At 57.6% G+C, this 25,696-nt stretch carries 26 protein-coding genes; 15 read left to right on the top strand and 11 right to left on the bottom strand.

Going from position 1 to position 25,696, the window contains the following annotated elements; translation table 11 throughout:
- Positions 1-207: 207 nt before the first annotated feature.
- The 6 genes from arfB to smpB all read left to right on the top strand — a co-directional run bounded on the left by arfB (position 208) and on the right by smpB (position 4,270).
- A complete protein-coding gene (gene arfB, locus ACR0AY_RS18030; protein ID WP_170394928.1) occupies positions 208-627 on the top strand; it encodes an alternative ribosome rescue aminoacyl-tRNA hydrolase ArfB in 420 nt (139 codons plus the stop codon).
- Positions 628-687: 60 nt separating this feature from the next.
- Positions 688-1,434: an SDR family oxidoreductase gene (locus ACR0AY_RS18025; protein ID WP_170515189.1), complete on the top strand. Its 747-nt coding sequence runs from the start codon at positions 688-690 to the stop codon at positions 1,432-1,434.
- Positions 1,435-1,516: 82 nt separating this feature from the next.
- Positions 1,517-2,530, top strand: coding sequence for a P1 family peptidase (locus ACR0AY_RS18020; RefSeq protein WP_170515186.1), 1,014 nt, complete (start codon positions 1,517-1,519; stop codon positions 2,528-2,530).
- Positions 2,531-2,642: 112 nt separating this feature from the next.
- Entirely contained in the window at positions 2,643-3,056 is a 414-nt protein-coding gene (locus ACR0AY_RS18015; RefSeq protein ID WP_170394920.1) for a c-type cytochrome, read from the top strand.
- Positions 3,057-3,200: 144 nt separating this feature from the next.
- Complete coding sequence (gene idi / locus ACR0AY_RS18010; protein ID WP_170394917.1) at positions 3,201-3,743, top strand: isopentenyl-diphosphate Delta-isomerase; 543 nt, start codon at positions 3,201-3,203, stop codon at positions 3,741-3,743.
- A 44-nt stretch (positions 3,744-3,787) separates the two neighbouring features.
- Positions 3,788-4,270 (top strand): SsrA-binding protein SmpB, encoded by a 483-nt coding sequence (smpB, locus tag ACR0AY_RS18005; protein ID WP_170394914.1) that lies wholly within the window; start codon positions 3,788-3,790, stop codon positions 4,268-4,270.
- Here smpB and glpK read toward each other — a convergent pair.
- From glpK to panB, 3 genes are all read right to left on the bottom strand, one after another.
- Complete coding sequence (glpK, locus tag ACR0AY_RS18000) at positions 4,267-5,745, bottom strand: glycerol kinase GlpK (RefSeq protein WP_170515183.1); 1,479 nt, start codon at positions 5,743-5,745, stop codon at positions 4,267-4,269. The two genes, smpB and glpK, sit on opposite strands and share 4 nt — an antisense overlap.
- Before the next feature lie 70 nt (positions 5,746-5,815).
- The gene (panC, locus tag ACR0AY_RS17995; protein WP_170515180.1) at positions 5,816-6,667 is read right to left on the bottom strand and encodes a pantoate--beta-alanine ligase; all 852 of its coding nucleotides are present in this window, start codon (positions 6,665-6,667) and stop codon (positions 5,816-5,818) included.
- Positions 6,664-7,503, bottom strand: a complete 840-nt coding sequence (gene panB / locus ACR0AY_RS17990; protein WP_170515177.1) for a 3-methyl-2-oxobutanoate hydroxymethyltransferase — start codon at positions 7,501-7,503, stop codon at positions 6,664-6,666. The genes panC and panB overlap by 4 nt, the downstream gene beginning before the upstream one ends.
- A gap of 171 nt (positions 7,504-7,674) precedes the next feature.
- Here panB and ACR0AY_RS17985 point away from each other — a divergent pair, with 171 nt between their 5' ends.
- From ACR0AY_RS17985 to ACR0AY_RS17965, 5 genes are all read left to right on the top strand, one after another.
- Positions 7,675-9,162, top strand: coding sequence for an ABC transporter substrate-binding protein (locus ACR0AY_RS17985; protein ID WP_170408558.1), 1,488 nt, complete (start codon positions 7,675-7,677; stop codon positions 9,160-9,162).
- A gap of 154 nt (positions 9,163-9,316) precedes the next feature.
- Positions 9,317-10,264, top strand: coding sequence for an ABC transporter permease (locus ACR0AY_RS17980; protein ID WP_170426057.1), 948 nt, complete (start codon positions 9,317-9,319; stop codon positions 10,262-10,264).
- Positions 10,261-11,076, top strand: coding sequence for an ABC transporter permease (locus ACR0AY_RS17975; RefSeq protein ID WP_170408556.1), 816 nt, complete (start codon positions 10,261-10,263; stop codon positions 11,074-11,076). Before ACR0AY_RS17980 ends, ACR0AY_RS17975 begins: the two co-directional genes overlap by 4 nt.
- Positions 11,073-12,671 (top strand): ABC transporter ATP-binding protein, encoded by a 1,599-nt coding sequence (locus tag ACR0AY_RS17970; protein ID WP_480454485.1) that lies wholly within the window; start codon positions 11,073-11,075, stop codon positions 12,669-12,671. The genes ACR0AY_RS17975 and ACR0AY_RS17970 overlap by 4 nt, the downstream gene beginning before the upstream one ends.
- Positions 12,672-12,707: 36 nt before the next feature.
- Positions 12,708-14,159, top strand: coding sequence for an aldehyde dehydrogenase family protein (locus tag ACR0AY_RS17965; protein WP_170515167.1), 1,452 nt, complete (start codon positions 12,708-12,710; stop codon positions 14,157-14,159).
- Here the strand turns inward: ACR0AY_RS17965 and pncB are convergent.
- Entirely contained in the window at positions 14,156-15,448 is a 1,293-nt protein-coding gene (gene pncB, locus ACR0AY_RS17960) for a nicotinate phosphoribosyltransferase (RefSeq protein ID WP_170394888.1), read from the bottom strand. The two genes, ACR0AY_RS17965 and pncB, sit on opposite strands and share 4 nt — an antisense overlap.
- A 164-nt stretch (positions 15,449-15,612) precedes the next feature.
- Between pncB and ACR0AY_RS17955 the strand changes: the two genes are divergently transcribed.
- Entirely contained in the window at positions 15,613-16,143 is a 531-nt protein-coding gene (locus ACR0AY_RS17955; protein ID WP_170514119.1) for a hypothetical protein, read from the top strand.
- A gap of 3 nt (positions 16,144-16,146) precedes the next feature.
- On the opposite strand, the gene pncA is transcribed toward ACR0AY_RS17955, so the two are convergent.
- Positions 16,147-16,740 (bottom strand): bifunctional nicotinamidase/pyrazinamidase, encoded by a 594-nt coding sequence (gene pncA / locus ACR0AY_RS17950; protein ID WP_170515163.1) that lies wholly within the window; start codon positions 16,738-16,740, stop codon positions 16,147-16,149.
- Positions 16,741-16,836: 96 nt separating this feature from the next.
- Here pncA and trhO point away from each other — a divergent pair, with 96 nt between their 5' ends.
- Together trhO and ACR0AY_RS17940 are read left to right on the top strand one after the other, a co-directional pair.
- Positions 16,837-17,742, top strand: coding sequence for an oxygen-dependent tRNA uridine(34) hydroxylase TrhO (gene trhO, locus ACR0AY_RS17945; RefSeq protein WP_170515160.1), 906 nt, complete (start codon positions 16,837-16,839; stop codon positions 17,740-17,742).
- Positions 17,743-17,806: 64 nt separating this feature from the next.
- Positions 17,807-18,307, top strand: coding sequence for a potassium channel family protein (locus ACR0AY_RS17940; protein ID WP_170515158.1), 501 nt, complete (start codon positions 17,807-17,809; stop codon positions 18,305-18,307).
- A gap of 6 nt (positions 18,308-18,313) precedes the next feature.
- Here ACR0AY_RS17940 and ACR0AY_RS17935 read toward each other — a convergent pair whose 3' ends face one another.
- Positions 18,314-18,643, bottom strand: a complete 330-nt coding sequence (locus tag ACR0AY_RS17935; protein ID WP_170394874.1) for a hypothetical protein — start codon at positions 18,641-18,643, stop codon at positions 18,314-18,316.
- Positions 18,644-18,834: 191 nt separating this feature from the next.
- Between ACR0AY_RS17935 and betB the strand changes: the two genes are divergently transcribed.
- The gene (gene betB, locus ACR0AY_RS17930) at positions 18,835-20,289 is read left to right on the top strand and encodes a betaine-aldehyde dehydrogenase (RefSeq protein ID WP_170515155.1); all 1,455 of its coding nucleotides are present in this window, start codon (positions 18,835-18,837) and stop codon (positions 20,287-20,289) included.
- 680 nt (positions 20,290-20,969) lie between these two features.
- On the opposite strand, the gene ACR0AY_RS17925 is transcribed toward betB, so the two are convergent.
- Genes ACR0AY_RS17925 through ACR0AY_RS17905 form a run of 5 tightly spaced genes read right to left on the bottom strand, consistent with a single transcriptional unit; the run spans position 20,970 to position 25,639 of the window.
- Positions 20,970-23,117: a hypothetical protein gene (locus ACR0AY_RS17925; protein ID WP_480454484.1), complete on the bottom strand. Its 2,148-nt coding sequence runs from the start codon at positions 23,115-23,117 to the stop codon at positions 20,970-20,972.
- The gene (motA, locus tag ACR0AY_RS17920; protein WP_170515149.1) at positions 23,114-23,983 is read right to left on the bottom strand and encodes a flagellar motor stator protein MotA; all 870 of its coding nucleotides are present in this window, start codon (positions 23,981-23,983) and stop codon (positions 23,114-23,116) included. The genes ACR0AY_RS17925 and motA overlap by 4 nt, the downstream gene beginning before the upstream one ends.
- A gap of 46 nt (positions 23,984-24,029) precedes the next feature.
- Positions 24,030-24,623, bottom strand: coding sequence for a MotE family protein (locus ACR0AY_RS17915; protein WP_170515148.1), 594 nt, complete (start codon positions 24,621-24,623; stop codon positions 24,030-24,032).
- Complete coding sequence (locus ACR0AY_RS17910) at positions 24,620-25,132, bottom strand: DUF6468 domain-containing protein (RefSeq protein WP_170394859.1); 513 nt, start codon at positions 25,130-25,132, stop codon at positions 24,620-24,622. The genes ACR0AY_RS17915 and ACR0AY_RS17910 overlap by 4 nt, the downstream gene beginning before the upstream one ends.
- Positions 25,133-25,141: 9 nt before the next feature.
- On the bottom strand, positions 25,142-25,639 hold the full coding sequence (locus ACR0AY_RS17905; RefSeq protein ID WP_170515145.1) for a flagellar basal body-associated FliL family protein: 498 nt from the start codon (positions 25,637-25,639) through the stop codon (positions 25,142-25,144).
- Positions 25,640-25,696: the final 57 nt, after the last annotated feature.

Here is a 25,696-nt window from a genome sequence, read left to right as displayed (position 1 = left end):
TAGAAAAGGAGGTGATCCAGTGTCGAGAAAGAGATTGGAGAGAGGTGTTGGAACAACCGGGGGGATCGCCTGTTAAGGCAGCCCTTGGCGGAGCGCTCGCTCCGGCTGGTCGATTGATCTAACCGACCCAACCTCCTGAACTTTCGAAGGGCCGTCCCGCCGGGGCGGCCCTTTTTGTTTTCAACTGCGCCCTGTAAGGTCCGATCCATGTTGCGCATCACCGACGATATCGCCCTGCAAGACTGGGAAATGACCGAAAGCTTCGTGCGGTCCTCTGGTCCGGGTGGGCAGAACGTCAACAAGGTCTCCACCGCCGTTGAGCTGCGGTTCGAGGCCGCGCGCTCACCCTCCTTGCCTGATCCGGTCAAGACACGTCTGAAACGGCTGGCCGGACGTCGCTGGACCAAGGACGGCGCCATCATCATTCAATGTGAAGAAACACGCTCTCAGGCCCGCAACCGCGACATCGCGCGCGCCCGGTTGGCTGAACTGATCACGCGGGCTTTGGTCAATCCCAAGCGCAGGATCGCGACCAAACCCACTTATGGTTCGGTCAAGCGAAGGCTTGCTGCTAAGAAAGCCCGCGCGGATGTCAAAGCCCTGCGAGGCAAAGTGTCCGAAGATTGATCTGGCAGTTTCGCTGCACGTTGCTACTCTGCCGGTGCAAGACGCAGGGGAGGTAAAGCCATGAGGCTTGAGGGAAAAACCGCCATCGTAACCGGCGGCGCATCCGGGTTCGGCGCTGGGATTGCGCAAAAGTTCCTGACCGAAGGCGCCCGCGTGATGATCGCAGATATCAATGGCGAAGCGGCTTCCGACATGGCGTCTGCGGTCGGCACGAATGCCATCGCACAGCGCGTTGACGTCTCGGATGCGGCATCGGTTCAGGCCATGGCACATGCGGTGTCGGAAGAATTCGGAAAGCTTGATATTCTGGTGAATAATGCGGGCGTGACGCACCTGCCGGCCCCACTTGAGGACGTCGATGACGATGAATTCGACCGCGTCTTCGCCGTGAACATGAAATCCGTTTACCTGACCGCGCGCGCCTTTGTTCCGCAGATGAAGATACGCGGCGCGGGGGCGATCCTGAACGTGGCCTCAACAGCAGGCCTGTCGCCGCGGCCCAATCTGAACTGGTACAACGCCTCCAAAGGCTGGATGATCACCGCGACCAAGACGATGGCCGTCGAACTTGCCCCCTCGGGCCTGCGCGTCAACGCGATCTGCCCGGTGGCGGGTGAAACCCCGCTGCTGAAATCCTTCATGGGTGAAGACACCCCGGAAATCCGCGCCAAATTCCTGTCAACGATCCCGCTTGGTCGCTTCTCAACGCCCGAAGACATGGCAAACGCCGCCTGTTTCCTCTGCTCGGACGAGGCCAGCATGATCACCGGCACAGCCCTGGAAGTGGACGGAGGCCGATGCATCTGATCCGCCCTTCATCTGGCCATAAATATCTCCGCCGGAGGCAGCGCGCGCCAGCGCGATTTCCGGCCCAGTGTGCGAGACGAAAATGAACCCCGGACCCAGAAACCTGATCACTGATGTCGCTGGCCTCATGGTTGGCAATGCGCGCGATGATACGCTTAAATCAGGCACAACTGTCCTGACGGCGGACAACCCGTTCACAGCTTCGGTTCATGTGATGGGCGGCGCCCCCGGCACGCGTGAGACCGACCTTCTGGCGGTCGACAAAACTGTTGATCGGGTCGACGCGATTGCTTTGTCCGGCGGCTCGGCCTTTGGACTGGATGCGTGCTCGGGCGTTTCAGACGCATTGCGCGCTCAGGGGCGCGGATTTCAGGTCGGTTCGGCCGTCGTGCCCATCGTGCCGGGCGCGATTCTGTTCGATCTACTCAATGGTGGAGATAAGAACTGGACCGAAAATCCTTATCGCGATCTGGGGAAGTCTGCGTATCTCACCGCCTCACCAGAATTTGAACTGGGCTCGGTGGGGGCTGGTACCGGCGCATTGGCCGCGATGCACAAGGGTGGCTTAGGCTCGGCTTCGTTAAAGCTTGAGGGTGGCGTAACCGTCGGTGCGCTGGTTGCGGCCAATCCGCTTGGCAGCGTAACCACACCGGGTGATCGGCATTTTTGGGCTGCGCCGTTTGAGATCGATGACGAGTTCGGTGGATTGGGGCCAGACCCGGCCTCGGGCCTTGGTTCCTCTCTTGTCAGCCGCAAGGCGCAAATGATGCATTCTGTTCCGCCAGATCACGCAAACACCACGATTGCTATAGTTGCAACTGATGCAGCGCTGACCAAACCGCAATGCCAGCGTCTGGCGGTAGCAGCCCATGACGGCATCGCCCGCGCCATCGTGCCTGCGCACACGCCTGGCGATGGAGATCTGGTATTCGGTCTCAGCACCGGCGCGCGCACGGTTGGCCCCGAGGCGATGGCGATGATCGGCCATGCGGCCTCGATCTGTCTTGCGCGCGCGATTGCACGGGCGATCTATCTGGCTTCCCCCCGCGCTCGCGACCTGCTGCCCTGCTGGTCGCAGTTACATGACTTCGGTTAAGTACGACACCGATCGCCTGTGACACAGTGCCGTCGCGCGGCAATCTGCGCGTTGACTCTCTGCTGTGCCAGCGATCCATTCGGTGCAGCCAATTCATATCGGAGCAAAAGCTATGAATCGTATCCTTGCCACCGCAATTGCCGGTCTGCTGGCCCTTCCTGTCTATGCAGAAGGTGATGCCGAAGCGGGTAAGAAGACCTTCAACAAATGCAAATCCTGTCACATGATTGCTGACCCTGCGGGTGAAGTTATCGTTAAGGGCGGTAAGACGGGTCCGAACCTGTACGGAATCGCAGGCCGCACCGCCGGCACTGAAGAAGGCTTCAGATACGGCGACAGCATCGTGGCCGCGGGCGAAAATGGGCTGGTCTGGGATGAAGAGACTTTCGTGGCCTACGCCCAAGACCCCAAAGCATTCTTGAAAGACTATTTGGGGGAAACCTCGGCCAAGTCGAAAATGACCTTCAAGCTGAAGAAGGGCGCCGAAGACGTTTACGCCTATATCGTGAGCGTTTCGGGAGAGTAACTCCGCCAACAGGTTTACAGACGAACTTCGAAATGCCGCAGCCCCTGCGGCCTTTCGTGCGATTGATTGACATTGTAATCAGCGCCACTTTGGTGAAAACCGGTAAGGCCATGTGCACCGGAGATCGCCAACAGGAGACGACAGATGGGAATCTTGATCCCGGCTTGGGTTGAGGGCGAACTGACACCCGTCGACAAGCTGGAGGCGCATGAAAAGGGGCTGCGACACAAGGCTGTGTCCGTGTTTGCCGTGCGCGGGACCGAGATATTGCTGCAACGCCGGGCGATGGGCAAATACCACACGCCGGGTCTATGGGCGAATACCTGTTGTACGCATCCGGATTGGGACGAGAGCGCTTCGCATTGTGCCGTCCGGCGCCTGCGCGAAGAATTGGGCATCACCGGACTTTACCCCGAATACCGGCATCGATTGGAGTATCACGCCGATGTCGGCAACGGAATGGTCGAGAACGAGGTGGTCGACGTCTTTCTGGCCCATGTGCGTGGAGCCTTGAAAATCGAGCCTAACCCGGAAGAAGTGATGGATATCCGCTGGGTCGATTACCACGATCTGCTGGCCGAGGTGAAGCGGCACCCCGACCGTTTTACCCCGTGGCTCAAGATTTATCTGCACAATCACGCTGACACGATATTTGGACCTGACCTGATAATCTCGGCCAATTCATAACCCTGCCTTGCAAGGCGGACGCAAGCGGCATACATCAACGCGTCATGGCCAAGCAGAAGCAGAACACTGACCCGAATTACAAAGTGATCGCCGAAAACCGGCGTGCGCGCTTCGATTATGCGATCGAAGACGATCTCGAATGCGGTATTGTCCTGGAAGGGTCCGAGGTCAAATCCCTGCGTGCCGGTGGGTCGAACATTGCTGAAAGCTATGCGTCGGTTGATGACGGAGAGCTATGGCTGATCAACAGCTATATCGCGCCCTATGAGCAGGCCAAGGTCTTCAAACATGAAGAACGCCGCCGCCGTAAACTGCTGGTGTCACGCAAGGAACTGTCGAACCTGTGGAACGCGACCCAACGCAAAGGCATGACGCTGGTGCCGCTGGTGCTTTACTTTAATCACAAGGGTCGGGCGAAGCTGAAGATCGGCATCGCCAAAGGTAAGAAGCTGCACGACAAGCGCGAAACGCAGGCCAAGCGCGACTGGTCACGGCAGAAACAGCGCTTGATGAAGGACCACAGTTAGAACGCCATGGCCGCCTGAACCGCGCGTTGCCAGCGCGAATAGGCCGCGTCTCGGTCAGCAACGGGTTTTGCAGGCTCAAACCGCCGGTCCAGATCCCAGGTTTCGGCGAATCCGGCCTGATCCGGGTAGACACCCGCTTTCATGCCCGCCAGCCATGCGGCACCAAGCGCGGTGGTTTCCTGCATCACCGGGCGGTCGACCGGGGCGCCCAGAATGTCGGAAAGCCCCTGCATGGCCCAGTCCGAGGCGCTCATTCCGCCGTCGACGCGCAGGATCACGTCAGTCTCTGCGCCCCAATCGCCCTGCATTGCGTGCCACAGGTCGCGGGTCTGGAACGCGATGCTTTCCAGCGTGGCGCGCGTGATTTCGGCGCGGCCTGAATTGCGAGTCAGGCCAAAGATTGCGCCCCGGCAATCGGGTTTCCAATAAGGCGCGCCGAGCCCAGTAAAGGCAGGGACGAGAACAACGTGCTGGTTCGGATCAGCTTTGGCGGCCAGTTCACCGCTTTGCGGTGCGGTTTCGATGATTTGCAACGCATCGCGCAGCCATTGCACCGCCGCACCGGCAATGAAAATCGAGCCTTCAAGCGCATAGGTTTTCTGCCCGTCCAACTGATAGGCAATTGTCGTTAGCAGCCGGTTTTTCGATTCAACTGGCTGCGTACCGGTGTTGAGTAGTGCGAAACAGCCCGTGCCATAGGTGGATTTCATCATGCCCGGCTGGAAACAGGCCTGTCCGATGGTGGCAGCTTGCTGATCCCCCGCCACGCCGAGAATTGGAATATTACCGCTAAACAGGGAGGTCGATCCGAAGTCTGCGGCGCAATCGCGCACGTCGGGCAACAAAGCTTGGGGGATGTCCAGCAAGTCGCAGATCTCGGTACTCCATTCCCCTTTGTGAATATCGAATAGCAATGTGCGGGCCGCATTGGTGGCGTCGGTGGCGTGCACGCGCCCTTCTGTCAGTCGCCAGATCAGGAAGGTATCGATTGTGCCGAACAGCAGCTCTCCGGCGGCGGCACGGTCGCGTGCGCCGGGGACGGTATCAAGCAACCATTTGACCTTGGTGCCTGAAAAATAAGGATCTAGCAGCAGACCGGTCTGGGCAGTTACGTCATCCTCGCATCCCGCTTTGCGAAGACGCTCGCAAATCTCAGCGGTGCGACGGTCCTGCCAGACGATTGCGTTGTGAATGGGGGCCCCAGTGGCGCGATCCCAGATGACAGTGGTTTCGCGTTGGTTGGTAATCCCGATACCAGCGATCTGTGCCGCGGATACACCTATCGTTTGCATTACTTCACGGCAAACCGTCAGAACGCTGTCCCATATCTCCTCGGCATCATGCTCAACCCAGCCTTCCTGTGGGAAATGCTGTGTAAACTCGTGCTGCGCAGTGCCGACGCGCTGCATTTGCGCGTCGAACAGGATTGCACGAGACGATGTGGTGCCCTGATCGATTGCCAGAATATAGGTCATTCCTGCGCCCCTCCCGCTTTGGTTTTGCAGGACTTTAGCGCAAACACAACCAAACGTGCCAGAGGGGAAATCAGACCGGAGACACCGGTAGATTGTCGATCAGCCGCACGCCGTCGACCAAGGCTGCCGCAAACAGTCGTGCGGGTCGTTTGGCATGGGTCATAGGCTCCAGCGTTTCAGCGCAGCGTAGTTGCAGATACTCCACTTCGTTGAAGCCGGCGGCCAAAAGATCGGCCTGTGCCTGAGAAGCCAAAGCTTCGAATTCTTCGCCGTTTTCCAGCGCCTGAACAACTGCACGCATGATACGATGTTTTTCGGCTGCGATGGCCAGACCATCCTCGGATAGCCTTTGATTGCGCGAAGACATTGCGAGTCCCGAAGGTTCACGCACCGTGGGGCAACCAATCACCTCGATCGGGATATCGAGGTCGCGGGCCATCCGGCGGACGATCATAAGCTGCTGATAGTCTTTTTCCCCGAAATAGGCTCGATCCGCTTGCGTTTGCAGGAACAGCTTGGCGACAACTGTTGCCACACCATCGAAATGACCCGGGCGGAATTCTCCCTCCATCGCGTCGGTCAGACCCAAGACCGAGACTGTGGTGGCGAAGCCATCTGGGTAAATCTCATCCGGGTCGGGCACGTATATCGCATCGACGTTGTAAGGCGCGAGCTTTTTCGCGTCTTCTTGTTCGGTGCGCGGATAGTTGGCGAGGTCTTCGGGGTTGTTGAACTGCTTGGGGTTTACAAAGATCGTCACGATCACCCGGTCGCAAGCCGTCTTCGCGGCTTCGGCCAGCGACAGATGCCCCTGGTGCAGCGCACCCATGGTGGGGACAACTCCGATCACCTCACCATTCAGATGCCAATCACGGGTCAGAGCGCGCAAGTCTGCCAGTCGACGCAGAATAGGCGCGGTCATGACTTGGGTCCTTTGACGGGTACGGCATCGGCAAAGACATGTTCGTCTGCCGGGAAGCTTCGCGCACGAACCTCGGCTGCGTATTCAGCAATGGCGGCTTCGGCCAACGGGCCAAGATCAGCATAGCGTTTGACGAATTTCGGTTTGAAGGCGGTGAAAAAGCCAAGCATATCGTCCACCACCAGAATTTGCCCGTCGCACCCGGCCGAGGCACCAATGCCAATTGTGGGGATCGCAATCTCAGCGGTAATTCGGTTTGCCAAACCCTGCGGAACTTTCTCTAACACGACCGAAAACGCGCCTGCTTCGACGACGGCCTGGGCGTCGGCCAATACGGCATCGGCCTGTTCGTCGCGCCCTTGTACCTTATAGCCACCCAAAGTGTTTATCGACTGCGGTGTCAGGCCAATGTGTGCCATCACCGGGATCCCGCGTTTGACCAGAAACCGGATGGTTTCAGCCATCTCGACGCCACCTTCCAGCTTAACCGCCCCAGCTCCTGTTTCCGACATCAGCCGGGCTGCGTTGCGGAATGCCTGAGCCGGGTCATGCTCGTAGCTGGCGAAAGGCATGTCGATCACCATCATTGCCTTGTCCAGACCACGGGCAACGGCCTGGCCGTGCATGATCATCATCTCCATCGTCACACCAAGAGTCGACGTCAACCCGTGCAACACCATGCCGACGCTGTCACCGACCAGAACGAAGTCACAATGCGCATCCATCAACTGCGCCATCGGTGTTGTGTAGGCGGTCAACGAGACCAGTGGATCAGTACCTTTCCGGGCGCGGATATCCTCGGCGTTCGGGGCTTTCTTGCGGGCGGTGGCGCTCATGCTCGCTCCTCGCAGGGTTCATGTTGCAGCGCGGCATAGCAGATGCGGCAGGCGCAAAGAAACCCCGGTTGCGCCAACAATTCCTTGATTGACCCCGGGTTTGCGAGGACATTGGTCGCAGATCGGCCCGAAAAAAGCAGGGCTAGCCAATTTCAGTGGGGAGAGATTTTCATGACAAAGCAGCGCTTTCGCTCGTTCGCGTCGGCCCTGGTCCTTGGCGCGGGCCTGTTTGCCACGCAGGCCATGGCCAAATCTGACATCACCATCGCCATGCAGCTTGAGCCACCGCATCTGGACCCGACCAGCGCTGCGGCGCAGGCTATCGATTCGGTTGTCTACACCAATATCTTCGAAGGCCTGACCCGGTTCATGGGGGATGGCTCGGTGGTGCCGGGGCTGGCCGAAAGCTGGGAAATCTCGGATGACGGTACCGTTTACACATTCAAGCTGCGCGACGGTGTGACATTTCACGATGGCACAACGATGGATGCCGAGGACGTCAAGTTTACCCTTGATCGCGCCACGGCAGAAGACAGCGCCAATGCGCAGAAGGCTTTGTTTGCGGGCATTAAAAGTGTCGAGGTAGTGGACCCCCTGACCGTTCAGGTGACGTTGAATGAGCCGAACGGGAACTTCCTTTTCAATCTCGCCTGGGGTGACGCGGTGATCGTTGCGCCCGAAAGCATCGAGAATATCAAGACCAATCCGGTTGGCACGGGGGCCTTCACCTTCTCTGACTGGCTGCAGGGTGACAGCATCATCCTGAATCGCAACCCCGACTATTGGGGCGAACAGCCTGCGCTAGAGACCGCAACGTTTAAGTTCATCTCGGATCCGACCGCCGCCTTTGCCGCCATGATGGCCGAGGATGTAGACGTGTTCGACAACTTCCCCGCACCCGAGAATCTGCCGCAATTCGAGGCTGATCCGCGCTTTCAGGTTCTTGTCGGCTCGACCGAGGGGGAAACCATTCTGTCGACCAACAACAAACAAGCCCCGTTTGATGACATATTGGTCCGACAGGCATTGGCCCACGCGATTGACAGGCAGGCCATCATTGATGGGGCTATGTTCGGCTATGGCACACCCATCGGTACGCATTTTGCTCCGCATAACCCGGCTTACGTCGATCTGACCGGCAATTCGGCCTATGACCCGGAAAAAGCCAAGGCGCTGCTGGCCGAGGCCGGGTATCCCGATGGGTTCGAGACCACGCTGCACTTGCCGCCGCCTTCCTACGCCCGACGCGGGGGTGAAATCATCGCTGCGCAGCTGGCCGATATTGGCATCACCGCCGAGATCATCAATGTGGAATGGGCGCAATGGCTGGAAAGCGTGTTCAAGGGCAAGGAGTTTGGCCTGACCATTGTCAGCCATACCGAGCCGATGGATATCGGTATTTATGCCCGGCCCGACTATTACTTCCAATATGACAGCACCGACTTTCAGGCATTGATGGACACGCTGAATTCGACCACAGACCCTGATGAGCGCACACGTTTGCTGGGTGAGGCACAGCGCTTGATTTCGACCGATTACGTCAACGGGTACCTGTTTCAACTTGCCAAGCTTGGCGTGGCCAAGGCCGGTGTTGAGGGGCTATGGGAAAACGCACCCACGGCAGCGATTGATCTGACCGGGATCAGTTGGTCCGAATAGAAGAAAAGAGTTGGACCGGGGCGATGGCCAGCGCCCCGGCGCGAACTGTTGCACCATGAAACCCACAAAGAATCTGGTTTGGCGGGTTTCTTTTGTCTATCTTCTCGTGCCTTAGGCGCTGGACCCACACGGGATGTGACCCTAACGTTTCCAAATGCTCCGCTACGCCCTCAAACGTCTGCTGTCGCTGATCCTGAGCCTGGCCGTCGCCTCGGTTGTCATCTTTGCAGTGATCGAGGTCGCGCCCGGTGATCCGGCGTCGTTCATGCTGGGCGTGAACGCGCAGGCCGATACATTGACCGCGCTGAGAGCTGAACTGGGCCTCGATGTCTCGAAGATCGAGCGGTACTTTAACTGGGTCGGCGGGATGCTGGTTGGGGATTTTGGTACGTCCTACACCTATCGCACACCCGTGTCGCAGATGATCGCAGATCGATTGTGGGTGTCATTGCCGCTGGCTTTATACGCGCTGACCCTGTCCACGCTGATTGCTTTCCCCGCCGGTATCTACGCAGCCTCACGGCGCGGCAAACCGGGTGATCTGACCGTGATGGGTGCGACTCAGCTTGGTATCGCGGTGCCGAATTTCTGGTTCGCGATGATGCTGGTGCTGGTCTTTGCCATCAACTTGCGCTGGTTCAATGCCGGCGGGTTTGCAGGGTGGGAGAACGGCATTTGGACCGGTCTACATTCGCTGACCCTTCCAGCCATTGCATTGGCCCTGCCGCAAGCGGCGATCCTTGCGCGGGTTATGCGCTCGGCTCTGTTGGATATTCTGGCCGAGGATTTTATGCGCACCGCACGCGCCAAGGGCCTTTCGCGTCGGCAGGCGCTTTGGCGACACGGAGTGCGGAATGCTCTGATCCCGGTACTGACGATCATTGGACTCCAATTTTCCTTCCTGCTGGCGGGTTCGATCATCATCGAACAGGTGTTTTATCTACCCGGCCTCGGGCGGCTGGTTTTTCAGGCCATATCGGCGCGCGATCTGATCGTCGTGGAATCGGTAGTTATGCTGCTGGTCTTTGCCGTCATCATGGTGAACTTTTTTGTCGATCTGGCCTATGCCGCAGTCGATCCAAGGCTGAGGAGCAGGACATGAGCCGCAACCTGATCCTTGGCGCGACGCTGTCCTCACTGGTGGTGTTGGCAGCGCTGGTGTCCTTTGTCTGGACCCCATACGACCACGCCGCGCTGAGCATTCCGGCCAAGCTGCAGCCACCTAGCGCGCAGCACTGGTTCGGTACCGATCATTTCGGACGCGACATGTTCTCGATGATCATGGTTGGTGCGCGCACCTCGATTGCGGTGGCGCTGGTCGCGGTCGGGATTGGTATGGCGCTGGGCGTCCCCTTGGGTCTGGCCGCCGCTGCGCGCAGTGGATCGTGGCTAGATGAATTCATCATGCGCGGCAATGATCTGGTCTTTGCATTCCCCTCTCTCGTCATCGCCATTCTGATCACTGCCGTCTTTGGTGCCGGGGCCATTAACGCGATCATCGCCATCGGTATCTTCAACATCCCCGTTTTTGCCCGCATCACCCGAGGCGCAGCTTTGTCTCTTTGGGAGCGCGAGTTTATCCTTGCCGCCCGCGTGTCAGGCAAAGGCGCGGCACGGATATCGGCTGAACATATCCTGCCCAATGTCGCCAATCTGCTGATTGTTCAGGGAACAATCCAGTTCTCACTTGGTATTCTGGCCGAGGCTGGGCTGTCCTATGTCGGTCTTGGTGCGCAACCCCCTACGCCAAGCTGGGGCAGAATGCTGGCCGATGCGCAGACGATGGTTAGTTTTGCCCCGCATTTGGCTCTGATTCCAGGTCTTGCCATCATCGTGACGGTTCTGGGCCTGAACCTTCTGGGAGATGGCTTGCGCGATTGGTTGGACCCTCGGATACGGGTGGCCCGCGCATGAGTCTTTTGCAAATCAAGGACCTCTCGTTGGCTATCCATGGCACGCCGATTTTAAAGAAGATCAACCTGTCGATTGCCCCTGGGCAGATCGTGGCTGTGACCGGAGAAAGCGGTTCGGGCAAATCAATGACAGCCTTTGCCGTGATGCAGTTGCTGCCAAACGATGCCGAATTAGATGGGGTGCTAGAGTTAGAGGGCCAGAACCTACTGAACCGGTCTGAGGCCGAGATTTGTGCGTTGCGGGGCGCTGCGATCGGAATGGTTTTCCAAGAGCCGATGACTGCCCTGAACCCGGTGAAGACCATCGGCGATCAAGTTATGGAGACTATCCTGATCCACAAGGCCATGCCCCCGGCCAAAGCGCGCGCTCGGGCCGAAGAGGTTCTGGCCCGGGTTGGATTGCCAACCGACAGGTTTCCGTTGAAGCGTTATCCTCACGAACTGTCAGGCGGTCAGCGCCAGCGAGTGGTGATCGCCATGGCGATTGCACTGCGCCCCCGACTGTTGATTGCGGATGAGCCGACAACGGCGCTTGATGTGACCACGCAGGCGCAAATCCTTGATCTGCTTAAAGGGCTCGTGTCGGAATACGGCATGGGTCTGTTGATGATCACGCATGATTTGGCGGTGGTTGCCGACATGGCGGATCAGATCGTGGTCATGCGGCATGGAGAGGTGGTTGAAACGGGCGCAACAGATCATCTCCTGCGCCATATGCAGCACCCTTACACCCGTATGCTGTTCGAAGCTTCGGGGCATCAAGTCAACCTGCCGACCTCTCCTGCACCGCGAGCGTTGCTTGAGGTCGAGAACGTGGTGCGGGACTACCGTCTGCCCCGAACGCGCCTGTTTGCCACGCCCGGTCATCATCGGGCTGTCGATCAGGTCAGCTTTACCCTGAATCGGGGGGAGCGTTTAGGGCTGGTTGGAGAGTCCGGTTGTGGAAAATCGACCCTAACACGAGCCATTTTAGGCTTGGAGGAGGTGCAGCAAGGCCGCATTTCCCTTGATGGCCAGCCTGTTTTCACCGGCCACAAACCCAATCTGGCAGTGCGACGCAAGATGCAGGTGGTGTTTCAGGACCCCTATGGCAGCTTCAATCCTCGCCACCGGGTCGCGCGCCTGATCACCGAGCCATTTCATTTGCTGGACACCCCGCCAACCGGTTCTGAACGGCAGGATCGCGTCGCTGAGATGCTTACCGCCGTTGGCCTAAGCCCCGATGATGCGGGCCGCTACATTCACGAATTCTCGGGTGGGCAGCGGCAACGTATCGCTATTGCGCGCGCTCTGATTATTCGACCCGAGTTGATCCTGTTTGATGAGGCTGTCTCGGCGCTGGATGTCTCGGTCCGCGCCCAAGTTCTCGACCTGCTGGCCGAGCTTTGTGCGGCTTACGATCTGACTTACCTGTTCATCAGCCATGACCTGAGCGTGGTTCGAACCATCACCGACCGTGTGCTGGTAATGCAGGCCGGCAAGATTGTGGAACAGGGTGAAACCGAGCAAGTCTTCACAGAGCCTCAGCATCCTTACACACGAACTCTGATCAATGCGGCACCGAAATTGCCGGAGACAGGACGAGGCGCTGCATGAAAAACCCCCGTATAGAGCCTGATATTGGAGCTTCCGATGACTAACCCCCACTGGTTCGATCCCAACCTTTGCCTGATCGGCGGAGAATGGAAAATGCCCGCGTCCGGTCAAACCTTGCCGCTGGTGAATCCCTCGGACGGTTCCGAAATTTGCCAGATCGCTCGAGGTGGCCAAACCGATATCGACGCTGCAGTGCGGGCCGCCCGATCCGCGTGCGATGGCGATTGGGGTCGCATGACGGCCCTGGAGCGAGGGCGTATCCTCACCCGACTGGGGCAACTGGTTATGGACCGAGTGGATGATCTGGCACAGCTAGAGGCGATGGATGTCGGCAAACCGCTGACCCAAGCGCGGGCAGATGCGGTAGCATTGGCGCGGTATTGCGAATTTTATGGTGGTGCTGCGGATAAAGTGATGGGCGAGACCATTCCCTATCTGGATGGCTATACCGTCTACACGTTGCGCGAGCCGCACGGTGTGACCGGCCACATCGTGCCGTGGAATTATCCGATGCAGATCATTGGCCGTTCTGTCGGGGCGGCGCTGGCAATGGGTAACGCCTGTGTTCTGAAACCGGCGGAAGAGGCCTGCCTGACCGCACTGGCCTTCGCGCATCTGGCGATACTAGCGGGCTTGCCGCCCGGGGCCTTGAACGTGGTACCTGGTCTGGGGGCAGAGGCGGGCGCGGCCTTGTCGGCACATCCGGGTGTGGATCACATCTCATTCACCGGTTCGGTCGCGACAGGCGCGTTGGTTCAGCAGGCGGCGGGTCGAAACGTTGTTCCGGTGACACTGGAACTGGGCGGCAAGTCGCCGCAACTGGTTTTCGATGACGCCGATCTGGATGCCGCGCTGCCGTATCTGGTGAATGCGGGTATACAGAATGCGGGCCAGACCTGCTCGGCCTCGTCGCGCATTCTGGTGCAGCGCGGTGTTTATGATGCGGTGAAATCCCGTATGGCCTTGGCATACCAAGAGCTTACCGTCGGTCCGGCGATCCGGGATTTGCGCGTTGGTCCGCTGATCTCAACACGGCAAAAAGAAATCGTGACCGGTTTCCTTCACCAAGGCTCGGACTTGGCGATTGCCGCCGAGGGCCAGATTGCGGCTGGCGCACCCGAATCCGGCGCATATGTCAGGCCCACATTGTTCTCGGATGTGCCGCCCGATCATGCCTTGGCGCGGGATGAGATCTTTGGCCCCGTACAGGTTCTGATCCCGTTTGACACCGAGGAACAGGCTCTAACCATAGCAAATAGCACCGAATATGGCCTTGTTGCCAGCGTCTGGACCCGAGATGGTGGGCGGCAGATGCGGCTGGCCAAGGGTTTGCGTTCGGGGCAGGTGTTCATTAACAACTACGGCGCGGGCGGAGGTGTCGAGCTGCCTTTTGGCGGCGTTGGAAAATCCGGCCACGGCCGCGAAAAAGGGTTCGAGGCACTTTATGGTTTCTCACAACTGAAAACGGTTGCGGCCTACCACGGCTAAACGATCACTTCGATCGGCTCCTGCGCTCCAACGCCAAAGACGCGCTTGTACCGCTCAATCTGCTCGGCGGGTCCCATCGCCTTTTCTGGGTTGTCAGATAGTTTGACCGTCGGGTAGCCATTGGCCGAGACCGCCTTGCAGACTAGCGAAAAGGGAGCCAATGCGTCATTCGGTACAAGTTCGCGGAAGTCATTGGTCAGCAACGTACCCCAGCCGAACGAGACATTGGTTTGATCCGCGAACTGAGCGTGCAATTCGCGTATCTTGTCCACATCTAACCCGTCCGAGAAAATAACCCGCTTCTGCGTCGGGTCTTCGCCGCGTGATTTCCACCAGTCTATTGCGATTTTTGCGCCGGTTGCGGGGTCGCCGCTGTCAACGCGAATGCCGGTCCAGCCTGCCAGCCAGTCAGGCGCGCGGTCCAGAAACCCTTTGGTGCCATACGTGTCGGGCAGAATGATCCGCAGATTTCCATCATGTTCCTCGTGCCAGTCGCTGAGGACGTCATAGGGCGCCTGCGCAAGCGCGGCGTCGTCTTCGGCGAGCGCAGAATACACCATAGGTAGTTCATGTGCGTTGGTGCCAATAGCCTCAACTTCGCGTCGCATTGCGATCAGACAGTTGGACGTTCCGGTAAAGGACGAGCCCAAACCTTCAATCATGGCCTGCACACACCAGTCCTGCCAAAGGAAGGAATGCCGCCGCCGCGTGCCGAAATCCGCGATCCCAAGCCCCTCAATAGTGCGAAGCTGGGCTATCTTTTCCCATACGCGTGTCATTGCACGGGCATAGAGCACCTGTAGTTCGAACCGGCGCATATCGTTCAGAACCGCGCGTGAGCGTAATTCCATCAGTACGGCCAGCGCCGGGATCTCCCATAGCATGACCTCGTGCCACTTGCCCTCAAAGGTCAGCTCATACTGATCACCCTTACGTTCCAGATGGTAAGGGGGCAGGCGCAGGTTCTCGAACCATTCCATGAAGTCCGGGCGGAACATCTGACGCTTGCCGTAGAATGTATTGCCCCGCAACCACGTGCTTTCCCCACGACTCAGACTTAGCGAGCGGATGTGATCCAACTGCTCGCGCAGCTCGCCTTCATCGATCAAACGGGCCAATGGCACGTGATTCGACCGGTTGATCAGCGAAAACACCACATCGGTTTGGGGCTTATTTCGAAACACTGACTGGCACATCAGCAGTTTGTAGAAATCTGTGTCGATCAATGACCGGATAATCGGGTCAATCTTCCATTTATGATTGTAGACCCGCGTCGCGATATCGACCATGGGGACCTCCTGCAATTTCCGTTGTTAGATCAATCGGAGCACGAAATGGCAAGAGTCGCGGAATTGGGAACAATGCCCACGACAGAACACATTACGGGCTTATTGTAGGTTTCCTTCACGCTTTAGTGAGGGGTGGGGATGGAACTGAAGGTTGAAGTTAGTGAATGAGTCTCGAGTACGATTTTGACATTGTTGCAATAGCTCCGGATGAGGTTGATCCTGAGCATGGGCAAACATCGATAACTGGGCGGCCCCCGGTGCGGGCGCGGTTCAGGGATATCAAGACGGCAGACGCTTTGCGCGCTGCATCGCCCAAGATTCGCAGAATATTTCTGGAATCAGGATTTAGCCTGGACGAGTCGGATGGGCATCTTGCCCGAGGTTATTTTCGGCCAGAAGAGGCTGAAGATCGCCTCCTGATCCTAAAGCGGCTTTTTGCGAATATCCGGAATATGGGTGTCCAGGGAGAGTATAGTGGTGAGTTCGATTTCCATCACTTCTTGGGCCATATCAGGACCGCAAAGCCCGGGACCGTGAACCGGAAAATGCCCGAGCGACCATTGCAAGCGCCACGCCCAAGACCAGTGCGTCCAAAGCGTCGCACGGTTTCTGGGCGTATCGGTTTCGCGTTAGGTCTTGCCGTGATCCTGTTTGTGTTTCTGAAACTGCTGGCCGAGCATGGTGCCGCGCTTTGATCCTCAGGCCAGTGTCACACCTGCTGCGCGCATGGCCTGTTCTGCGACAGCCAAAGATCCGTCCATATCAATGGCGCGGCACAAGTTGCTTAAGACAGTGACATCAAACCCCAGCTGTGCCGCATCTACCGCCGAATAATGCACGCAGAAATCTGTCGCCAAACCGACCATGGTCAGCTGCGTGATCCCGCGCGTCTCAAGATAGCCTTTTAGACCAGTGGGCGTGGAATGGTCGTTTTCGAAAAACGCGCTATAGCTATCGATAGCGCTGCGAAATCCCTTGCGGATGATCAGATCGCCATCTGTTCGCAAATCCGCATGGAAGTTCGCGCCTGCGCTGCTCTGAACACAGTGATCGGGCCACAAGACCTGAGGGCCATAAGGCATGTCGATCATCTCGAACGGCGCTTTGCCAGTATGAGAACTGGCGAATGAAGAATGCCCCGCCGGGTGCCAATCCTGTGTCAGGATCACCGTATCGAACGTATCCATGATCGCATTGATCGGTGCGACGATCTCGTCCCCTCCGGCTACGGCAAGCGCGCCGCCTGGGCAGAAGTCATTCTGAACATCGATAACGAGCAGGGCGTGGGACATGCTGGCCTCCTAAAGTCGTGTTATCGGTATGGTGCGCAGCGGGTATCGTCAATCCGGTCTCTTGTGTGTTTTTGCCAAGGGCATTAGATCGCCCACATGTACACAATCGCTGCCCTCTATCATTTCACGCGTTTTCCCGACCCCGATGCGCTGCGCCCAGCTTTGCACGAGCTTTGCCGCGCGCACTCGGTAAAAGGCACCCTGCTGTTGGCGCAAGAAGGGATCAATGGCACCATCGCCGGACCCCGCGCAGGTATCGATGCGGTTCTGGCGCATATCCGTGCGTTGCCAGGATGCAGTGATCTTGAGTGGAAAGAGGCGACTTCGGACCACCCGCCCTTCGGCAAGATGAAGGTGCGGTTGAAGAAAGAGATCGTGACTATGGGCCAGCCCGATGTCGATCCCCGCGCAAATGTCGGGAACTACGTCGAGCCTGAGGACTGGAACGCGCTGATCCGTTCGGATGATGTGGTGGTGATCGACACCCGCAACGATTACGAGGTGGCGATTGGCACGTTTGAGGGTTCAATAGACCCTAACACAACCAGTTTCCGCGATTTCCCGGCGTGGTGGGAACAGAACAAGGACCGCTTTCACAACAAACGCGTTGCGATGTTCTGCACCGGTGGCATCCGGTGCGAAAAATCCACCAATTATCTGCTGGGGCAAGGGGTCGAGGATGTCTATCACCTGAAGGGTGGCATCCTGAGGTATCTGGAAGAAACGCCACTCGAAGACAGCACTTGGCAGGGTGAGTGTTTTGTCTTCGACAACCGCGTCTCAGTTGGTCATGGTCTGGTCGAGGGGCCGCACAAGCTATGCCATGGTTGCCGTCGCCCGATCCTGCCCGAAGATGTGAAACGCCCTGAATACGAGCATGGCGTATCCTGCCATCGGTGTATCAATGAGACTTCAGAACAGGACAAGGCGCGGTTTCGCGAGCGACAAAAGCAGATACAGCTGGCCCGCGCGCGGGGCGAGGAACATCTGGGTTCTGACTGAAATCAGCTTGCAGGCCGCGTTTGAAATCGGATGATTGTGCGCAAGCCCAACCGACGGAGCGCTCATGACCCACGAACCCAGAACCCTGGAAGAATGGAAATCAACTTTGCTGGCGGCGCTTGGACTGGTCTTGGCAAGCTTTCTTGCGTGGTACGGTCTGTCGCGCCTGAACGAAGCCACTGCAGGCGACACCATTGGCACGCTTTCCTCGGTAGGCCTTCTAATCTGGATCGCCTCGCAGTCCTGGTACTACATGACCCAGGTGAAATCCCCCCGGAGGTTGTTGTTCCTGATGGGGGTGTCCTTCATCCAGGTCGTGCCATTCCTGTTCGCAGCCGTCTACGGCGCGTTTGGATATAACGAACATTGTGTGATCGGCGCCGAAGGGCCAGCCGATATTCTGTATTTCTCATACGTCACCTTCACAACGGTCGGATATGGGGACATGTCCCCAACCGGCTTTTGCCGTGGGCTGGCTGTGGCCGAGGCCGTGACGGGTTACATCCTGTTGGGCATGTTTGTGGCCGCCGCCGTCGCGCTATACGCGCGCAACCACGGCAAATAGAGCGATCTATTTATTATGATCGATCCAGCGCGACATCATTTGTTTGTCGCGGAAACACTCGGACGGGATCGGGCGGCGCTTGCTGCGCGAGATACGTTCGGCAAAAGCAACCTGCTTACCTGTTGGGTAGTTTGCAAAGGGCGACGGATCATGCGGCTTATGGGCTGAAATCCAGTCCGACAGGGATTTGCGGTCACGCTGCGCCTCGACCGGAATCTCAAGCGCTGATTGTTGCGCGATGGCGCGGGCAAAGCGCATCTGCCGATCTGTAACTGGCAGCAGGTGATAGTCGTTTGTCGGGCCGCTCAGGGCGGAATTTCGCATGTTCTGGGCCATCGGGTAATCCTCTGACTATGTAGAACATAAATAGAACATTAACCTTTCGTTTCAAGGGAAGACCCTTTGGGTTAGGCGAGAACCTGCCAATTTGCGGCTTGATTGACTGATCAGTCAATAATCGATAGTTCGATTCTCAACGTACGCGATCTCTTTGCCTAAAGAGATTTCTGAACACAGAGGGAACCGGCATGAAGTTTCAACCTAAGGCCAGCCATTTCATCGATGGCGAGTATGTCGAGGACACCAATGGCGCGCCCATCGGCGTTATCTACCCCGCCACCGGAGAGGTCATCGCACGGCTGCATTCCGCCACGCCTGAGATTGTTGAAAAGGCTCTAAACAGTGCAAAATCGGCCCAAGCGGCTTGGGCTGCCCTATCGGGCACCGAGCGAGGCCGTGTGCTGCGACGCGCGGCCGACATCATGCGGGATCGCAATCGTGACTTATCGATTATCGAAACCCATGATACCGGCAAACCTCTGCAGGAAACGCTGGTGGCCGACGCTACCAGCGGCGCGGATGCGCTGGAGTATTTTGGCGGTCTGGCGGCCTCGCTGACCGGCGAACATATCCCTCTGGCAGACGGGGATTTTGTCTATACTGTCCGCGAGGCGCTGGGCGTTTGTGTGGGCATTGGGGCATGGAACTACCCGACGCAGATCGCTTGCTGGAAGGGTGCCCCGGCGTTGGCGTGCGGAAACACAATGATCTTCAAGCCTTCCGAGACTACTCCGCTGTCGGCATTGCAAGTAGCCGAGATTTTGATCGAGGCAGGTGCACCCAAAGGCGTCTATAACGTTGTTCAGGGCTACGGTGACGTAGGCGCCAGCCTGGTGACCGACCCCCGAGTGGCCAAGGTCTCGCTAACAGGGTCGGTTCCAACGGGTCGCAAGGTGTACGCTGCTGCCGCCGATGGCATGAAACATGTCACCATGGAATTGGGTGGCAAGTCCCCGATGATCGTGTTCGACGACGCCGACATCGAAAATGCCGTGTCAGGCGCCATTCTGGGAAATTTCTATTCCTCGGGACAGGTCTGTTCCAACGGCACTCGAGTTTTTGTGCAAAAGGGAATCAAGGAAGCGTTCCTTAAGCGCCTGTCTGAACGCCTTGCTACGGCGAAAATCGGCGACCCGATGGATGAAGAGGTCAACTTTGGCCCGATGGTCAGCGAAAACCAGATGAATATCGCGCTTGGCTATGTCGAAAAGGGGAGGGCCGAAGGCGCGCGGCTGATCTATGGCGGCGAACGGGTCGAAGGCGATGGTTTCTACATGCAGCCCACGGTTTTTGCCGATGTTAAGGACGATATGACAATCGCGCGCGAAGAGATTTTCGGCCCCGTGATGTCGGTGCTGGACTTCGACACCGAAGAAGAGGTTTTGGCCCGTGCCAATGACACCGAATTCGGTCTGGCCGCCGGCGTCTTCACCAACGACCTGACCCGCGCCCACCGCATCGTGGCAGGTTTTGAGGCGGGGACTTGTTACATCAACACTTATAACCTGGCCCCGGTAGAGGCACCGTTCGGCGGATCTAAGATGTCGGGTGTCGGTCGCGAGAACTCGAAACTGGCAATCAACCACTTCAGCGAGATGAAGACAGTCTACGTCTCGATGAATGATGTGGAGGCCCCATACTGAATAAATCCGGTTAAATAGTCTCTGTTCTTGACAGTTCACGTCGGGGGCAGAGCACATGCCGGTTCGTACATATGGCTAAATTCCTCAAGACGACTCGTCCGCAAACCGGAGATCAGCCTGTGAAAACACACGCCCAAGCTTTTGTGATCGGTGCAGTTTGATCCTTTATCATCTGGCCAAGTTTGGTTGGATTGACGTGGCGATGCTGGAAAGGGCGAGCTATCTTCGGGCCAACCCCAGACCATGTCCCCGGCACGATACGCAATGCCAATTGTAGCGATTGTTTTGGCGGTGCATGTTCGCATCTGGGCTGAACACATTTCTGGGGCGGGTCTGCCGGATCCCGATGTGGCAACCGTAATGCCCTGGAATACGGTTTCAGAAAGTCTGAGTCACTCGGCCTGGTTTACCAAGGGCAGATGTGGTGATCGTAATTTCAGATAGAGTTGTCCAAGAACCAGCACACTTGAACGCGTGCGGTGGTCCTGAATGATCATTGAGCCAGCTGTAGATCTTCGACACGTTCACTGAGTTTACCGCCACTGTCCTATGGGCATCATGGATTGGTGCACAGGAAGGCCAAATGAATTCAATACCTTTGTTAGAGGCTGATTTTGGCGTCTATCAGCCTACAGGTCAAAGCAGTTACGACTGTCTCTGCAAGAACAGACATCCAAGGTTCAGTTCGGGTCGATTGTGCGCACTGTCTCAAGCATTTCAATGATCTGCGCGCGTGCGATGGTGCTGTCCTGTATTAGCATTGCGGCGTCCGACAATGGCTTGTCCGGCTGTCGCGCAACCGGCTTGATCAGGGACGTTTGGATGCGGGACAAATCGGTGAAGGTGTTTGACCTCGCTTCATCCGCACCGCCGGAGCCCGCCAACCAGTTGTATCGATCGGCCATCTCGTGCTTCCCGCCTGCCTGCAATGCGCGCGCGGCGGCATCGAAATCCTGTGTTTGCATCATGGCCTGGGCGCGCAACTCTTGCGCGGTGTCCGAGGAATCGTCCGCGATTTCCAGCAGCGCCTGACGGGGGCGGTTGCCCATCAGAGCCGCCTTTGCCCGAAGCCGAGCACGATCACGGCTGCGTTCCCGATCTTGCGGTCGGTTTGCCAGCGCGTAAGCCTGCGCTGAAAACCCAAGGTCAGCCAATCGCTCTGCCATGGACACGGCAGTTTCGACCGCCAGCGCGTTGCGTCGCTTGTCCTTCAATTCCATCACATGGCGCAGGAAAGTGATGTCGTCCGCCCGCTCCGCCAGCAATTGGAACACCTGATCTCGTGTCCTCTGCCATTCGTCGGAATCTGAGACATCCTGAAAACCGGCAAGAGCTCCGGTAAAATCCTGCGACAAAGCCATCGCCAAAGCGTGAGCACGCGCCAACATCGGGCCAAGTTCGGACTTCCGAAGCTCGCGCGCATAACTTGCAGCTAAATCGAGGTCGCGGGGCGAGACCGTACCCCGGTCCGACCACCGCTTTTCGATCAACCGCGCGAGGGCCAACGGCGCATCGGTCGCGGCATCGGGCGCCGATATGACCTCGGCTAACAGCGTTTCTGCGGTATCGGTATCCCCTGCAGCATCCGCGATTTTGGCTTGGGCAAAGGTTACATCAGCGGGTTCATCCTCTAAGATCCGTTCGACCGCACGCAAGATCCGGCGCGATGCTTCAAGTCGGCCTGCCGAGACAAACATCTCGGCGATATCCGGGCCGAGATGTCGCCTGAGATGCCACGGCAGCCGACCAAAACTGCGTTCGATCGCCTTCACATGCGCATCGGATTGAAGTTTACTCTCACTCAAAAGCGCCCAGAGTGCGGCGGCACCATCACATCTTTGCTGCCCTTCCAAAGGGTTCGGCGTCGGTGCAGGCAACCCGTCCATCACTGATGCGATGGCCGCTACTCTGCGCTGCTCAACCGAGGTCTCCGACAACAAAGACAGGGCTTGGTGCGCTTCTACACCGAACCCGAAATACGTATAGAGCTTCGCCAAATCCATTGCATACGCCTGGTCGACACGATCGAATTCCTGAAATAGCCCGACCCGCAATTCGGCCACATCCTCGGAAAATGATCGAGCGCCCGACCACGTCTCAAAACCCAGTTCGCTGACCGTGATACATTCCGGTTTGCTATCAATCTGAGGAACTGCCAGATTGCCCAGCCCCGAAACCTCATCGAGCACTGAAGACAGTCGCAGATTTGGCACCAGCTTTTCCGAAGATCGCAGCGGACCAAAACTGGACGATTCCCTGCGTCCGACACCTGCCAGTTCAAGATCAACAACCTCTCGATCAGCGCTTTGCAATATACGTGATGCCAACTGCTCCTCAAAATTTCGTTGATTTAACTGCAGCAAAGGCAAGGCCAGTTCGGTGGCTGGAATATCAGTAGGTAAGGGTTTTGGGGCCGGGATACTTGCAGTCCTGGGAAGCGCCTCTGGCTCTACCGGGTCATTTGCAGGTGTACCCTGGCCGGGTGCGATATCTATGACAACCATAGTTTGGCGATGCAGAAATGCCGTTGCCACGCAGTCGCACCCAAATGTCATCTCCAACGCTGCACCTGGCCCGGCCTGTTGAAGCGATTGCAGACGGTTCCCCGACAGGCGGTCGAAGACAGCTGCAGTGTTGAATGTCGCATCATCGATGCCAATGCTCAGCCGCGCGCCGTTCTCGACCGGATCCAACATCCAACCGGTGCCAGAAGGGACCTGCACCACCAGACGCGTGTATCCCTCATGCTCGCCCGATCGCACGGTCAAAGCCTGTGCTGACGCGCTTGTGCCCCATGCGAGCAAGACCAAAGACAATGCGCGGATCATGCTGCAGCCTGCTTGAGTTCCTTAAGCGCGTCTTCAAGTTCTGAGAAACCGGGCCGGTTGTGGGTCGGTGTGTTCTGGCGGCCGACCTCAATACACATGGCCGCGTTGTGGTTGTGAAGATTAGCCACCAGAACCTCTTTGATGAGTTGGTAAAAGTGGTTGTCTTCTTCGACAACAGATTTCAGCTTGCCCGCAAAAGGGCCCACCAATCCATAAGCCAGAAAAACCCCCAGAAACGTCCCAACCAACGCGCCGCCGATCAGCTTACCTAGGACTTCCGGTGGTTGGTCGATTGATCCCATCGTCTTGATCACACCCAGAACGGCGGCCACGATCCCCAGAGCGGGCAACCCGTCAGCAACGGTTTGCAGCGCGTGGCTTGAATGCATGGCATGGTGGAAGTTCGCCTCCATCCGCTTCTCCAGCACCTCCTCAACCTGGTGCGGGTCGTCATAGTTCATCGCCGCCGAGCGCATGGTGTCACAGATCAGGTCCACCGCTTCTTTGTCGGCTTGAATCTTGGGATATGCGGAAAATAGCGATGAGCTTCCCGGCTCTTCAATGTGCTGCTCTACCTCGACCGGGTTCGCGCGTGAGATCCGGATCAGAGAGAATAACAAGCATAACAGATCGCGATAATCCTCGGGCTTCCATTTGGGTCCTTTGAAAACTTTCGCGATATCCTTGGCGGTGTGTTTTACGCCGCCGATATCATTGCTGATCAGAAATGCGCCGACTGCGGCCCCTCCGATCATCATCATCTCGAAGGGCAGTGATTTCATAATGATGGCCATCTTGCCGCCTGCGGCAAGGTAGCCGCCGAATACCATGACAAAGATGACGGCAATTCCGATGAGCCCGATCATGAAAGGTCTCCAGCGTTGAGGGTGCAGATAGATATGGCCATGAGGGTCATTCCTGTGGGGCACGTGCATTGCGCCCGGCCATGATCACGCTGATGGAGTAAGCAGCCTCGGGGCTGAGACCGGCCATAACTTCAGCGGCAGCTTCCGGTGGCATGCGAGACAGGAAGCCAGCGGCGAATACCGCGTCCATCGTTTCGAACAACGCGGCGGCATCTTTGGGCTTCATGCTCTGATACACGTCAGTCAGTTGTGTCAGATCGTTTTCGGCGGCCTTTTCGGCAATCGCCACCGTTTCACGCAGAGCGTTCTCGGCGTCCTCCAGCATGGTGAGCCGGGTTTCGATGGCCTGATCGGCAATGTCGAGCGCCCGTTCCCGGTCCAAAATCGTGCTTTCACGCTGGTTTAGAGTCTTTTCACGGCGCAATAGTTCCGTAAGCAGCAATTGTAGATCTGCCGCATTCGCCTCTTTGCGTTCACCACCGACCGGCGAGGCCATGTTTGGTTCCGCGCCGCGGGCAAGTGCAGGCCCGGCCTCAAGCCCGATGCGAATAATCGCAGAGCCGACCATCAGCAAGGAAATGATGGTCAGAACACCGCCCCGCGCTCGGCGATCAGGCGCTTTTGCCCGGTTGCGACTCATTTCGCTGCTCCGCCAGATGGTGCGGCGTGCCGAAAGAACATCAGGCCTTCTGGTTTCTTTGCGGGCGGCTCTGGTGGAGCTTCCGATGGCTCAGTCGAGACCTCAGTTGGTTCACCAGACGAATCGGATGCTGTTTCTTGTGCTTCGCCGGGCTGCTCAGACCTGTCCTCAGCAGGTGCGTCATCTGGCTGATCCTTGGGAGCGTCTGGCTCAGAGGGCTCTTCCTGAACAACATCGTGCATCGAGGCCATCATAAGCTCCAACCGTTGTGCGACGGTTTCCGCCCGTTCGGTCAACGTCTGCAACGCGGTGCCGGAATCATCCGAAGCCTGGCGTGCGCTATCCAGCGATTTTCGCAACTCTTCTGCTTGCGAGGACAGCACGGAAACGGCGCCACCCACACCCTTCTCAAGATCGGTAAACCGCTTCAGGCGTCGCGACAGAACGAAACAATACAGACCAGCCCCAAGAGCGCCCGCAACCAGCAGAATATCGGCAATCAACTCCACCATCGCCTCCTAATTCAGTACAAATTCCATGACCAGAACGTCACGCACGCGGCCTTCGCCCACGACGATCCCAATGCGTCGTAGCAGGTGTCCGCGGATCCTCATCAAAGCCAGAGAATCTTCCAGATCGGTTAACTCAAGGGCGCGCAAATAGCTGTTCAGAACGTCCATGATTCGCGGCTGCATCTTTTCAACCTCGGCGGCGTAGCCCGCGTTCACTTCAAGCTGCGCGTGAAATTTCAAATGTCGCGAATCATCTGACTTGACCGAGATGATCACCGGCGGAAGATCGACAAATTTCACATCGGGAAGTGCCTTTACGGAAGCGTCTTCGCCTTTCTTTTTGGCCTCTTTCACCATCTCGGACCCACCTATGGGAAGCAGGCCGGATGCAGTTATGAAATAGCCACCAACACCGCCCGCGATAGCCAGAATCAGTCCAAGCAGAAGGCCTTTTTTCCCTGATTTTTTAGTGGCTTCCGCCTCATCTGCAGTTGCGTCGGTCATGCCGTCCTCATGAATCTGTTCGGCAACCGTCATAACCCCTCAGGGACTAACCGATTG

This window comes from Ruegeria sp. A5, from assembly GCF_056543005.1.
This window is presented reverse-complemented; position numbering and strand designations above follow the sequence as displayed.